The organism is Streptomyces sp. NPDC020299 (genome assembly GCF_044387825.1).
GTDB lineage: Bacteria > Actinomycetota > Actinomycetes > Streptomycetales > Streptomycetaceae > Streptomyces.
This window is the reverse complement of record NZ_JBIRWL010000001.1, coordinates 503,127-515,990: the sequence shown is the minus strand read 5'-3', so window position 1 is coordinate 515,990 and position 12,864 is coordinate 503,127. Positions and strand designations below refer to the sequence as shown.

Here is a 12,864-nt window from a genome sequence, read left to right as displayed (position 1 = left end):
CTCCCTCGTACTTACGGTTCAGCCCTTGGTGGCCCCGGCCGCGATGCCGGTGACCAGCGAGCGCTGGAGGAGCAGATAGACGATCAGGCTCGGGACGAGCGCGATGACCGCACCGGCCAGCACCACCCCGGAGCCGACCTCGGGGTCGGTGCGCAGGATGGACAGGGCGACGGTGACCGTGTAGTCGGTGGGGTCCTTGGCGGCGATCAGGGGCAGCAGGTACTGGTCCCAGATCATGATGAAGCCGAGCACACCGGCCACGCCGAGCGCAGGCTTGCACAGCGGCAGGACGACCTGCCACAGCATCCGCAGTTCGCCGACGCCGTCGAGCCGGGCCGCCTCCTCGATCTCGGACGGGATGTCCTTCATGAACTCGGTCAGCAGCATCACCGAGAAGCCCCAGGCGCCGAGCGGCAGGATCACCGCCCAGACGGTTCCCTTCAAGTCCACGCCCACGACCGGGACATGGCCGAGGACCAGGGACAGCGGGATGGCGATGACCTCCTCGGGCAGCATCATCGTCAGCATGAACAGGGTCAGCACCAGGGCCTGGCCGCGGAACCGGTGCCGGGCCAGGGCGTACGCGGCGAGCACCGAGACGGCCAGCTGGAGCAGCAGCCCGCCGCCCGCGATGACCAGCGAGTTGCCGAAGTAGTCCCAGATGCCGCGCTCGCCCGCCACCCGTATGTTCAGCAGGGTCGGGTGGTGCGGGAGGAACGACAGGGACGAGCCGCTGGGGTTGGTGCTCAGGGCGCCGGCGAGGATCGTCAGGAACGGCGCGGCGAACAGCGCCAGGGCGATCACGCAGAGCAGGATCCTCAGGGCCCAGGCCGGACCCGGCCTGTCGCTCCAGCCGAGCGCGGTGTCGAAGCGGGCCGGAGTGGTACGGGTCTGCCGGCCGCGCGGCTTCGTGGGGGAGGCGGCGACCTTGCCGGACGGGGTGTGGACGGGGTCGAGGGCGGGGGCGCTCATCACACGTCTCCCCTCTTGCGGAGGTAGTTGACCGTGACGGTGAGCAGCAGCGTCACGCAGAGCAGGACGACGGAGGCCGCGGAGGCACCGCCGATGTCGTTGCGGGTGAAGCCGAGGGTGTAGGCGCGGGTCATCCAGACGTCCGTGGAACCGGCCGGGCCGCCGCCGGTGAGGACGTACACCTCCGTGAACACACGCAGTCCGCGGATGGCGGCGAGCGTGAGGACGATGCCCATGGCGGGCCGGATCGCGGGCAGGGTCACATGCCGCAGCCGCTGCCACAGCGAGACGCCGTCCATCGCGGCGGCCTCGTACAGGGTGCGGTCCACGCCGGCCAGTCCGGCGAGGATGATGACCATGTTGTAGGGGGCGGCCATCCAGATGCCCATGACCATCGTCGACCACAGGGCGGTGCCGGGGTTGTCGAGGAACGGCACGGGGCCGATGCCGAGCAGGCTCAGGGCGTGGTTGATCAGGCCGTCGGAGGTCGGGTAGTACATCAGCCGCCACAGCTCGCCGACCACCGCGGTCGCGGTGACGACGGGCAGGAAGACGGCGGTCCGTACGATCCGTAGCGAACGGGCCTGGCCCTCGAGGAGCAGGGCGAGGGCGAAGCCGACGACGATGGCGCCCAGCGACTGCCCGATGCCGAGCACCAGCGTGTGCCCGATCGCGTCCTGGAAGCGGTGGTCGGTCAGCACCCGGGTGTAGTTGTCGAGGCCGACCCACTTGTCGCCGAGGAAGGGCCGCACCTTGAAGAAGCTGAGCCAGACGCCCTTGCCCATCGGCAGGAACTTGAAGACGAGGGCGAGCAGCAGGCCGGGGGCGAGGAACAGCCAGGGCAGGACGGCCTTCCGGCCGGTCCCTCTGCGCCGCGCGGGCGCGGTGACGGTAGCGGTCATTTCAACAGGTCCTGGTCCTTGAGGTCACCGGCGAGGGTGTCGCCCAGCTCCTTCAGGCCGGAGCGGACGTCACTGCCGCAGTACGTGAACAGCGCGTTGAGGCTGTCGGCCGTGTCCTGCTTGATCGGGGCGAAGTCGGGGGCGTTGGGGAACTGCTGGGAGGCGGTCTCGTACGCCTTCTGCACGACGCTCCAGCGCGCGTCGCCCCGTACCTCGGCCGCGTCCAGCGTGGTGTTGGTGGGGATGCGGACGACGGGCTGGTGGCCGCCGGCGCTGGTCATGGCGATCTTCTGGCCCTGGCGGGAGACCAGGAACGCGGCGAGTGCCTGTTCCTGCTCGGCCTTCCCGGTCCTGGCGCCGAAGTAGACGTTCTCGCCGTCGGCCAGCACGTCCGGGCCGGCCGGGCCCGCGGGGGCGGGCACGACCTCGTACTTGTTCTTGCCGAGGGTCCCGTCGTAGGTGGTCATGTTGTACGGGCCGGTCATGTACATACCGGCGTTGCCGTCCTGGAAGTTGGTGGCGGTACCGGTGACAGCGGTGACGGCCCCGGGCTGGACGACACCCTTCACGCCGCAGAAGAGGTTGTCCTTCATCCAGGTGACGGTGCGTACGGCGGCCGCCGAGTCCATGGTGGGGCGGTAGCCGCCCTTGCCGTCCGGCTCGATGATCTTCGCGCCGCCCTGCCACAGGAAGCTGGACCCCCACATCGCCGCGTAGCCGTTCTGCGCGCTGGCCGGCGCGACGATGCCGTAGGTGTCCTTCTTGCCGTCCCCGTCCGGGTCGCGGGTCGCGAAGGCCTCGGCGACGTCGAGCATCTGCTGCCAGGTCGTCGGCGCCTTCAGCCCGAGCTTCTTCAGCCAGTCCTTGCGGATCATCAGGGTCTGCGCCTGGCGGGAGTAAGGGATGCCGTAGTGCCTGCCGTCCAGGCCCACGGTGGAGGACCAGGACTGCTTGCTGATCTGATCGTGGTCCGCGATGGAGCCGGGATCGATCGGCTTGAGCAGCCCCTGGCTCTGGTAACTGCCCATCAGAGCCGTGTCGTTGATCATGACGTCGGGCAGGTCCTTGGTGGAGGCCCGGGCCTGCAACTGCTGGTCGAAGTTGATGACCGGCTGATAGTCGATCTTGATGCCGGTCTTCTTGGTGAAGGCGGCGAACACGCGGTCGTAGGTGGCGGCGTCATCCGGATCGCTCCGGGTCCACACCTCCAGGGTGTTCGGGTCACCTGCCGTGGCGCTGCCGGAACCGGCGCCGCAGGCGGCCGTCACGGACATCAGCGCTGCGACGAGGAGCGCGGCGGCCGGGCGGTGACTTCGTCGGCGGACCCCCATGGGCACCTCCATTCATGTGCGTGAACGAGCTTCACACATCTAAATGATCGGCCAAGCTACGGATTGCTTCATCCGTATGTCAAGACATGGCCGGAAGGTTTCACGGGGGTCACACGGACAGCACGACGCCCCCACCGCCGGGTGATCGGCGATGGGGGCGTCGGTGAGCGGGAGAGCCGCAGCGCCCGGTCTCAGGGGCGCGGGCGCTCGGCGTCAGGGGCGCTCGGCGTGTCCGGTGTCAGGGGCGCTCGGCGCGTTCGGCGTTCTTCTTCTTGATCCGCGTCGTCTCCTTGCGGACCTCGGCCTGGGTGGCGCGCTCCTTCTCCAGCCACTCGGGGCCGGCCTGCTTCAGCGCCTCGATCTGCTCGGTGGTGAGTGCCTCGGTGACCCCGCCGCGCGCGAGACCCGCGATGGACACGCCCAGCTTCGCCGCGACCACCGGGCGCGGGTGCGGGCCGGTGCGGCGCAGCTCCCGCAGCCACTCGGGCGGATCGGCCTGGAGCTGGTTCAGCTCGGCGCGCGTGACCACACCCTCCTGGAACTCGGCGGGGGTGGCGGGGAGGTACACACCCAGCTTCTTCGCCGCCGTGGCGGGCTTCATCGTCTGGGTGGTCTGCTGCGACTTCATGAGGTCAAGGGTATCGGCCGGGTGGGGGACGTCCGAACACGGCCGGTAACCTGGCGGACGTGACAGACTCGCAGGAATCACCGTCGTTCCGGCTCGCGTACGTCCCCGGAGTGACCCCCGCCAAATGGGTGCGGATCTGGAACGAGCGCCTGCCCGACGTCCCGCTCGACCTCCTCCAGGTGACGGCCACCGAGGCGTCCGACGCGCTGCGGACGGGCGCGGCGGACGCGGGATTCGTACGGCTGCCGGTGGACCGTACGGTCTTCAGCGCGATCCCCCTCTACACCGAGACCACGGTGGTCGTGGTCCCGAAGGACCACCTGATCACGGCGGCGGAGGAGGTGACCCTGGCCGACCTCGCCGACGAGGTCCTCTTCCACCCCCTCGACGACGTGTTCGACTGGGACAGCCCGCCCGGCGAGCCCGCCTTCGAGCGCCCCGCGACGACCGAGGACGCCGTCGAACTCGTCGCCGCCGGCGTCGGCCTCCTCGTCGTCCCCCAGTCGCTGGCCCGCCTGCACCACCGCCGTGACCTCACCTACCGGCCGGTCGTGGACGCCCCCCGGTCGAGCATCGCCCTGTCCTGGCCGGAGGAGGCCACCACCGACCTCGTCGAGGACTTCATCGGCATCGTCCGCGGCCGCACCGTGAACAGCACCCGCGGCCGCACCGCGCAGCCCGAGACCCCGCCGGGGCGCAAGCGCCCGGACCCGGCCGCCGCCCGGCAGAAGCCCGCCGCCGGCAAGGCGGCCGGCCGCAACCCGAAGAGCCGCTCCGGCGGTGCGAAGACCCCGAAACGGGGGAAGCCACGACGGCGGTCGTGACCGGCGAGCCCCACAGCCGTTCGTCCGCGCGAGCGGCTCAACGGCCCGCGGAACGCTCGCCCTCCCACAGATCCGCCATGGCCAGCACCAGCGCGATCAGCACGAACCCGAGAGCGGTGGCAAGACCCAGCTCCAGCGCCCCGGCGACCGGCCCGTGGCCCGCGAGGTGGGCGAAGTACACCGCGCCCACGGCGGCGATACCGGCCGCGGAGCCGATCCGCTGGCCCGTCTGCAGCACACCCCCGGCGGCCCCGGCGCGGCGGACCGGGACGCGGCCGAGGGTGAGCGTGGTGTTGGGGGAGACGGTCAGCCCCGAACCGACCCCGGCGACGAGCAGCGGCAGCGCGGCGGCCCAGGCCACGTCCCGTTCCGGGAGGAACTCCACGGCGGCGACGGCCCCGAGCAGCCCCAGCGCCACGGCGCACAACCCGTGGACCACCAGCATGCGGCCGTAACGGACGACCAGCCGCCCACCGGCGAGGGCCGCGACCGCCGAGCCGGCCGCGAACGGCGTCGCCGCCGCCCCGGCCGCGAGCGCGCTGTATCCGAGGCTGTTCTGCAGGAACAGTGTGTAGACGAAGAAGACCGAGGTGAAGCCCGCGAAGTACACGAGGCTGAGCAGCGCCCCCAGGGAGAACGACCGCCGGTTGAACAGCCGCAGATCCACCAGCGGCGCCCGCCCGAGCCGCCCCTGCCGCCGCTCCCACGCCCAGAACGCCAGCAGCAGGAGCACGGCCACGGGCACCAACGCCCACTTGCGCCGTCCGGGCCACTGCTGTTCCTGCACCAGGGGCAGCATCAGCGCGAGCGCACCGGAACCCAGCAGCAGCACGCCGGGCATGTCGAACCCCTCCTGCGGGCCCACCCGCGGCGGGGTCCGGGGCAGCAGCCGCAGCGCCGCGGCGAACACCGCCACGCCGATGGGCAGGTTGACGTAGAACACCCAGCGCCAGGCGTCGTCGCCGCCGGACGCCTGGATCAGCAGACCGCCCGTCAGCGGACCGACCGCGGTGGAGACGGCGACGACACTGCCGAACATGGCGAACGCCCGGGCCCGCTCGGCGCCCTGGAACATCTGCTGGATCAGCCCCGAGCTCTGCGGCGCGATCATGCCCCCGGCCATGCCCTGGAGCAGCCGGAACACCACCAGCCAGTCGGCGGCCGAGGACAGCCCGCACGCGGCCGAGGCCAGCGTGAACAGCGCCACCCCGACGAGGAAGGTCTCCCTGCGGCCCCGCAGGTCACCCAGCCGGCCCGCCGGCACCAGCATCAGCCCGTACGTCAGCGCGTACCCGGAGGCCACCCACGACAGGTCGGCCTGATCGGCCCCCAGCCCCCGCTGCATCGATGGCAGGGCCACGTTCACGATCGACGTGTCCAGGAGGGTCATGAACCCGGCGGTGAGGCACACCCCGAGCGCCAGCCAGCGCCGGTCATCGACGCTCGGCTCGGACGACCGTGCCTGGACTGTGGTCATGGCGCCACGCTGGCATGCCCGGCCGTCCACCGCACGAGGAGCGCGGCCGGTCAGGCGGTCATGGCCCGCCTCGCGAGCCACGCGTAGGCGGACCGCGCCGTGAACTCCGCCTGGCCGCCACGCACGAGCAGCGCGGCGGTGGCGAACTCCGGCGCGTCGGCCTGCGCGGCGACGTAGGGGACCGCGACGCACCGCATCCCGGCCGCGTGGGCGGCGGCCGCGCCGGGCGCCGAGTCCTCCACGACCACACAGTCCGCCGGGGCCGACCCGAGCCGCCGGGCCGCCTCCAGGAAGACGTCCGGGGCGGGCTTGCCGCGGGACACCTCGTCGGCCGAGACGACGGTACGCAGCCGGCCGTCCAGGCCCGTGCCCGCCAGGATCGCCTCGATCGCCTCGGGGGAGGAGCCGGAGGCCACGGCCATCGGGACGCCCTCGGCGGCCAGCAGCTCCACGAACTCCCGCATCTCGGGATACACGCGCGTGCGGGTCCGGGCCAGCTCCAGATAGCGCCGGTCGGTCGCGGCGAACAGCTCCGTCACCGGGGCGCTCAGGCCGTACCGCTCCCGCCAGAGGGCGACCGTCTCCAGGGTGCTGACACCGACATAGCTCTCGTGGTCCGCCCAGGTGAAGTCCCGGACGCCGTGCTCGGCCAGGGTCAGCCGGCCCGCTTCGTAGTAGTTCGGCTCGCTGTCCACGAGCGTTCCGTCGAGATCGAAGATGACCGAGAGATTTCCGCCGATGCTCATGGCGTCCAGGATGCCGCGCCGCAACAGGCCCTAGGCGCGGGTGGCCCTGCCGACCGCCTCCACCAGCGGCAGCAGCCGGTGCGGGACGCGCTCGCGCAGGGCCACCTCCGTGCGGGTGCGCACCACACCGGGCAGGCTGATCAGCTTCTGGATCACGTCCTCCAGGTGCTCGTTGTCCCGCGCCACGACCCGGGTCAGCAGGTCCCCGCCGCCCGTGATCGAGAACGCCTCCACGATCTCCGGTACGGCGGCCAGCGCGTCCCCGACATCGTCCAGATGCCCCTGGGTGACCTCGATGTGCACGAACGCCAGCACCGGGTGGCCGAGCGCGGCGGGGGAGAGGGACGGGCCCGTCCCGGTGATCACGCCGTCCCGCTCCAGACGGTCCAGGCGGGCCTGGAGCGTGCCGCGGGCGACACCGAGGACGCGGGCGTACTCGCGCACACTGGTGCGCGGCTGCTCCAGCAGCAGCCGCAGGATCCGGGTGTCGAGTTCGTCCACGGTCATGACGTACGACTGTACCAATGGCTCAGCGATGCTCGATCGGCGTGTACCGCGCGACCTGCGCCGTTGGCCTCCCGGCGAGCGCATTCAAGGAATCCGTGGTGTGCCAATGGCTCAGTGATGCGGTCGACACTTGAGCCAGTGACCTGGTTGATGCTCTCATGGACGCGTCGATGGCGCTGCGGATCCCCGCGGCGCCTTTTGTGTGCCGGTGCGTCATGGGGTGGGAAGCAGTGCTGAAGAGGGTGTTCATGGCTCCGGACCCGGGGCGGTCGCGGCTCAGGTTCGCCGCGCGGGCCGTGCTCGGCATCGGACTGGCGGTCGTGGTCTGCGGCCTCGCCGGACACTCCCTCGTGGGCGCGGTCACCGGCGGGTTGGCCGCGCTGCTCGCCCTGTTCACCGTCACCGACGCCACCGTGCGGGGGCAGGCGGTCACGACGGCGCTGCTGCCCGCCGTGGGCCTGCCGGTGCTCGCCGCGGCGGCCGGGCTGCACGACCACCCCGTGGCGCGGGACCTGGCCTTCCTCGCCGTGGTCGGGGCGGGCGTGTACGCGCGCCGCTGGGGGCCGCGCGGCCACAGCCTCGGCGTGTTCGCCTTCATGACGTTCTTCGTGGCCCAGTTCCTGCACGCGACCGCGGCGCAGCTGCCCGAGCTGTACGCCGCCGTCCTGCTGTCCGTGCTCACCGCGGCGGCGGTGCGCTTCGGGCTGTGGTGCTACGAGCGGCGGCGGCCCCCGGCCCCGGTGCCCGCCGCGCCCGCCGGCGGCGGACTGGCCCGTGTGACCACCCGGCAGGCGATCCAGGCGACCGCCGGCTCCGCCTTCGCCCTCGTCCTGGGCCAGCTGGTGTCCGGGCAGCGCTGGTACTGGGCCGTCGGCGCCACCTGGTGGATCTTCGTGAACACCGCCTCGCGCGGTGAGACGCTGGTCCGCGGCTTCCGCCGGGTCCTCGGCACGGTCATCGGCATCGCCCTGGGGCTGCTGGTCGTCGTCCCGCTGCACGGGGCGCCGCTCGCCACCGCCGTCCTCGTCGCCGCGTCGGTCTTCGGCATCTTCTACACCGCCGCCGTGTCCTACACCTGGATGATGCTCTGGGTGACACTGCTCGCCGAGCTCCTCTACGGCCTCCTCGGCGTCCTCAGCCCCGGCCTGCTCGCCCTGCGGCTGGCGGAGACCGGCGTCGGCGCCGTCGGTGCCGCGCTGGCCGTCCTGCTCGTGCTGCCCGTCACCACCCACACGACCACCGACGCCTGGATCCAGCGCGCCCTGCGCTGCGTGCACGCCTGCACGGCTCAGGCCGCGGCCCGCCTCGCGGGTGACGGGACGGCCGACCCGGCACTCCGCGTGGCCGAACTGGAGCAGCTCCTCGGCCGGGTACGGCTCTCCGTCGCGCCGCTCGTGCACCCCCTGAACCCCATGCTCGGCCGCAAGCGGCGCGCCCGCCGGGTGCTCGCCCTGCTCGACGACTGCGCCCGGGAGATCCGCGGCCTGGTCGCGGTCGCCGCGGACCCGGAGGCCTCCCACGACGCCCGGCTGGCCGCCGCCTGCTGGCGTGTGGAGGCGGCCGTCGAGGCGCTCACCGAGGGCGGCACCGGCCACGTCACCCACCCCGCCGAACCGCCCGCCGAGCCCGCCCTGGCCCACCTGCACGGCCTGGAACGCGCCCTGTCCGACCTGGCCGAGCCCCTGCGGAACCCTCCGGGGGCGGGGCTGGCAAGGGCCTGAAGGCTGCTTCGGGGCTGGGCGGCGCGGGGTGCGGGGGCCCAGCCCCGCAAGGGGGGCAGAACGGAACCCCGCGGGGGTCCTGGGGGCGGTGTGCCCCGGCGGGGTGCGGGGGCCCGCGGGGTCCCTGGGGGCGGTAGCCCCTGGTGGGGTTCCTGAGCGGAGCCCCGGCGGGGGTCCTCGGGGTGGCAGCCTCCGGCGGGGCGCAGGGCGGCAGCCTCCGGTGGGGTTCCTGGGCGGAGCCCCGTGGGGGTCCTGGGGCGATAGCCCCGGTGGGGGTGCAGGGGCGGAGCCTCGGTGGGGGTCCTGGGGGCGGCAGCCCCCGGCGGGGTACAGGGGCGGAGCCCCGTGGGGGTTCGGGGGCGCAGCCCCCGGCGGGGCTGAAGGGGCGGAGCCCCTGGGGACGGGAAGGGTAGGGGCGGCGGGGGCGAGGAAACGGTTCGCCGGCACCCCCCGTGCCATGCCTGGTCTAGACCGACCTTGATCGCTGCTACCGTCGGGCCGAGGCACGCGCGGACGCGGCGAGAAAGGGGCAGCGGTGGCAGAGGGCGGCGGCACGCGGCGGCGGAGGGCGTTCATCGGGTCGTTCACGGCGGCGGGCGGCCCCGGGATCGTGATGGCGGCGGTTCATCCGGAGAGCGGCGCGCTGAGCCTGCTCGGCAGCATCGGCGGCGTTCCCGACCCGTCGTACCTGGCTCTCTCACCGGGCGGGGACACGCTCTACGCGGTCAGCGAGACCGCCGACGGCGCGGTTGCCGCCTACCGGGTGCACGGCGAGCGGCCCGAACTCGCGGGTTCCCCGGTGCCGGTCGGCGGCAGCGGGCCCACGCACCTCAGCGTCCACGACGGGCACGTCCTGACCGCGAACTACGGTTCGGGCAGTGTCACCGTCGTCCCCCTGCGCGCCGACGGCAGCCTCGAGGCCGCGCCCTCCGGCCACCTCCAGCACACCGGTTCCGGCCCGCACCACAAGCGCCAGCGGGGACCGCACGTCCACCAGGTGCAGCCCGCCCCCGGCGGCCGCTGGGCCCTCAGCGTCGACCTCGGCACGGACTCGGTCCGGGTGTGCACGCTTCGGCGGGGCACCCCGGCCGTGCACCGCGAGTTCGCGCTGCGCCCCGGATCCGGCCCCCGCCACCTGGCCTTCCACCCGGACGGCCGGTACGCCTACGTCGTCAACGAACTCACCCCGACCGTCACCGTCTGCCGCTGGGAGGGCGACAGCGGTTCCCTGCAGCCGCTGGCCGAGACCCCGGTCCTGCCGGGCGCCCCGGCCGGGGACGCCTACCCCTCCGGCATCGTCGTCTCGCCCGACGGCCGCTACGTGTGGATCGCCACGCGCGGCGAGGACGTACTGACCGTGTTCGCCGTCGACGGCGAGGTCCTGCGGCTGATCGGCACGGTCCCGTGCGGCGGCCACTGGCCGCGCGCGCTCGCCGAGTCCCGAGGGGTCCTCTACGCGGCCAACGAACGCTCCGGGGACGTCACCTGGTTCGCGGTCGACCAGGCGACCGGGATGCCGCGCTACGAGGGCGTGGTCGAGGTTCCCGCGGCCTCCTGCGTGGTCCTCGACTGACGCGGTCCCGCCCGGGCACGGCAATGGGCCCGCACCCCGGGAGGTGCGGGCCCTTCGCCGTCCGTCCGGTGTTTCCCGGGGCGGTGGCCGGTGCCTCAGCGGACCGGCGTGCCCTGCGCCTGCTGGGGGGCGATCCCGAGCGCCGTCGTGTACTTGGCCAGCGCCAGCTTGCCGATCGCCGGGTACGGGCCGAGCGGCTCCGCGATGGCGCAGTCCGCCTCCGTGGCGGCCGCCTCCAGCAGGCCGGCGTCGATCTCGGGGCCGATCAGGTACGGCGCCAGCGCCAGCTGCTGCGAGCCCGAGTTGCGCAGCTGGTCGGCGACGGACGAGATCGAGCCCTCCTGGTCCAGGGCCGCCGCCATCACCGGCACGGCGAGGCGCGCGGCGAGCAGCATGCCGGTGATCCCGGCCGCCTGCACGGCCTCGTCGCCGCCGACGGAGGCCAGGATGATGCCGTCCGCGGCGGTCGCCACGGTGAACAGCCGGGCCCGGTCGGCGCGGGCCAGACCCGCCTCGGACAGACGCACGTGCAGCGCCTCCGCGAGCAGCGGGTGCGGGCCGAGGACGTCGGTCAGCTCGGCGGCGACCCGGCTGTCCATGAGGGCCTGCCGGACCCGGCGCAGCAGCGCGCTGTCCGGGCCGGCCAGCAGCGGAACGACGACGGCCACCGGGCCGTCGGGCGCCTTGACGTCGACCCCCGCGGCGCGGGCCTGCTCGAAGCGGGCCGTGCGCTCGTCGGCGGCGTAGGCGAGGACGGACCTCAGGGTCGGGAACTCCGCGTCGTCCCCGTCCAGGTAGCCGATCAGGGCATCCAGGCCGGGCAGCTCGGAGCGGGCGATGCTCACGACCTCCTCGGCGAGGCTACGCGTGGCGGCGCTGGGCGTGCCGGGCACAGCGAGGACGAGCGCGGGCGCGCCCTCGGGAGCCACCAGCGGTTCAGGGCGGCGGTGCCGCCCGGGCTGGCGGGGTCGCGGCATTCGTACTGGCAGGCCGGACGCGGGCCCAGTGGGGGAGCTCATGGCGCCGCATGTTACTGGTTTCCTGGGCTTCTCTGTTCGGGGAGGGTGCAGGTGAGCGGTATCCGTCCTGTTTTGTCTGATGAGTTACGGACGGATCGGAAGTGATCACTTCACGTTTCGGTCACTTACTGGACACTTCCTTCACCGACGGGATCAATCCCGTTTTGTGGTCACCACGTACAACATCGCCTCCGCACCCGGAAGTGTGAGCCGCCCTGCCGCCAACTCGGCCGCCAGCCGCACCGCGCCGTGCAGCGGATCCCCGTCGGGCGGGACATGACGGGCGTGCGGCAGCCGCCGCGCCAACTCCTCGGCCAGCGGTACGAGAAGTGGCGCGCCCAGCTTGACCAGACCCCCGGTCACAGCCACTTGGGGCTCCTCTCCGGTCGGGCAGACCGCGGCGGCGGATTCGGCCATGTGCCGGGCCGCGGCGCGCAGGATGCCGGCCGCGACGGGATCGCTCGCGGCACAGGCGGCCACCTGGGGTGCGAAGGAGGCGAGGACGGCGGGGCGGTCGGAGCGCGGGTAGAGCGCGCCGGGCAGCCCCGCGGCCGGCCCGAACCGCTCCTCGGCGCACGCCAGCAGCGGGGCGGAGCCGCCGTCGCGTCCGTCATGGGCGCGCAGCGCCGCCTCGAGCCCGGCCCGCCCGATCCAGGCGCCGCCGCCGCAGTCGCCCAGCAGATGGCCCCAGCCGTCCGCCCGCCGCCAGCTCGTCAGATCGGTACCGAGCGCGATCAGTCCCGTGCCCCCGGCGACCACGGCCCCGGCCCGTGGTCCCAGCGCACCCACGTACGCGGTGACGGCGTCGGCGGCGAGCGCGACGGCCCGCACCCCCAGCTCCCGGGCAAGGGCGCCCGGCAGCTCGGCACGCAGCGCCCCGCCCAGGGACGCGAACCCGGCGGCACCGACCACGGCCGTGTCCAACCCACCGACCCCGGCCTCCGTCACCAACGACCGGACCATGGGGACGAGTTGCTCCATCAGATGGACGGGGTCGATCCCCCGCGTCCCCGTACGCACCGGCTCCCGCGACTGCCCCTGCGCGGACGGACCGCGCCCGGCCGTCCCGACGACGACCCGCAGGCCGGAGCCTCCCGAGTCGACGGCCAGGAAGCCGGGTCCGGCCCCCACGCCGGTCACGGCAGGCGCCGGTCCACGCGATGG

12 protein-coding genes are annotated in these 12,864 nt (G+C 73.4%); 3 read left to right on the top strand and 9 right to left on the bottom strand.

Annotated features, from left to right (window positions below):
* Positions 1–18: 18 nt before the first annotated feature.
* From ACH45E_RS02475 to ACH45E_RS02460, 4 genes are all read right to left on the bottom strand, one after another.
* Positions 19–972 (bottom strand): carbohydrate ABC transporter permease, encoded by a 954-nt coding sequence (locus tag ACH45E_RS02475; RefSeq protein WP_361436001.1) that lies wholly within the window; start codon positions 970–972, stop codon positions 19–21.
* Entirely contained in the window at positions 972–1,874 is a 903-nt protein-coding gene (locus ACH45E_RS02470) for a sugar ABC transporter permease (protein WP_361436003.1), read from the bottom strand. The genes ACH45E_RS02475 and ACH45E_RS02470 overlap by 1 nt, the downstream gene beginning before the upstream one ends.
* Positions 1,871–3,205, bottom strand: a complete 1,335-nt coding sequence (locus ACH45E_RS02465) for a sugar ABC transporter substrate-binding protein (RefSeq protein WP_361436005.1) — start codon at positions 3,203–3,205, stop codon at positions 1,871–1,873. The genes ACH45E_RS02470 and ACH45E_RS02465 overlap by 4 nt, the downstream gene beginning before the upstream one ends.
* A 238-nt stretch (positions 3,206–3,443) precedes the next feature.
* Positions 3,444–3,833: a DUF5997 family protein gene (locus ACH45E_RS02460; RefSeq protein ID WP_361436007.1), complete on the bottom strand. Its 390-nt coding sequence runs from the start codon at positions 3,831–3,833 to the stop codon at positions 3,444–3,446.
* A 59-nt stretch (positions 3,834–3,892) separates the two neighbouring features.
* On the opposite strand from ACH45E_RS02460, the gene ACH45E_RS02455 reads away from it, so the two are divergent.
* Positions 3,893–4,657 carry a LysR family substrate-binding domain-containing protein gene (locus ACH45E_RS02455; RefSeq protein ID WP_361436009.1) on the top strand — a complete coding sequence of 255 codons (765 nt, stop codon included), beginning with the start codon at positions 3,893–3,895 and terminating at the stop codon, positions 4,655–4,657.
* A 37-nt stretch (positions 4,658–4,694) separates the two neighbouring features.
* Here the strand turns inward: ACH45E_RS02455 and ACH45E_RS02450 are convergent, their stop codons facing one another.
* The 3 genes from ACH45E_RS02450 to ACH45E_RS02440 are packed head-to-tail and all read right to left on the bottom strand — an operon-like array spanning position 4,695 to position 7,387.
* Positions 4,695–6,134 carry an MFS transporter gene (locus ACH45E_RS02450; protein WP_361436011.1) on the bottom strand — a complete coding sequence of 480 codons (1,440 nt, stop codon included), beginning with the start codon at positions 6,132–6,134 and terminating at the stop codon, positions 4,695–4,697.
* A gap of 50 nt (positions 6,135–6,184) precedes the next feature.
* On the bottom strand, positions 6,185–6,880 hold the full coding sequence (locus tag ACH45E_RS02445; protein ID WP_361436013.1) for an HAD family phosphatase: 696 nt from the start codon (positions 6,878–6,880) through the stop codon (positions 6,185–6,187).
* 30 nt (positions 6,881–6,910) lie between these two features.
* On the bottom strand, positions 6,911–7,387 hold the full coding sequence (locus ACH45E_RS02440) for an Lrp/AsnC family transcriptional regulator (protein WP_361436015.1): 477 nt from the start codon (positions 7,385–7,387) through the stop codon (positions 6,911–6,913).
* 230 nt (positions 7,388–7,617) lie between these two features.
* Here ACH45E_RS02440 and ACH45E_RS02435 point away from each other — a divergent pair, with 230 nt between their 5' ends.
* Together ACH45E_RS02435 and ACH45E_RS02430 are read left to right on the top strand one after the other, a co-directional pair.
* Positions 7,618–9,108, top strand: coding sequence for an FUSC family protein (locus ACH45E_RS02435; RefSeq protein ID WP_361436017.1), 1,491 nt, complete (start codon positions 7,618–7,620; stop codon positions 9,106–9,108).
* 535 nt (positions 9,109–9,643) lie between these two features.
* Positions 9,644–10,681: a lactonase family protein gene (locus ACH45E_RS02430; RefSeq protein WP_361436019.1), complete on the top strand. Its 1,038-nt coding sequence runs from the start codon at positions 9,644–9,646 to the stop codon at positions 10,679–10,681.
* Positions 10,682–10,776: 95 nt separating this feature from the next.
* Here ACH45E_RS02430 and ACH45E_RS02425 read toward each other — a convergent pair whose 3' ends face one another.
* Together ACH45E_RS02425 and ACH45E_RS02420 are read right to left on the bottom strand one after the other, a co-directional pair.
* Complete coding sequence (locus ACH45E_RS02425; RefSeq protein ID WP_361436021.1) at positions 10,777–11,700, bottom strand: hypothetical protein; 924 nt, start codon at positions 11,698–11,700, stop codon at positions 10,777–10,779.
* Between the two features lie 153 nt (positions 11,701–11,853).
* Complete coding sequence (locus ACH45E_RS02420; protein ID WP_361436023.1) at positions 11,854–12,840, bottom strand: BadF/BadG/BcrA/BcrD ATPase family protein; 987 nt, start codon at positions 12,838–12,840, stop codon at positions 11,854–11,856.
* Positions 12,841–12,864 lie beyond the last annotated feature (24 nt).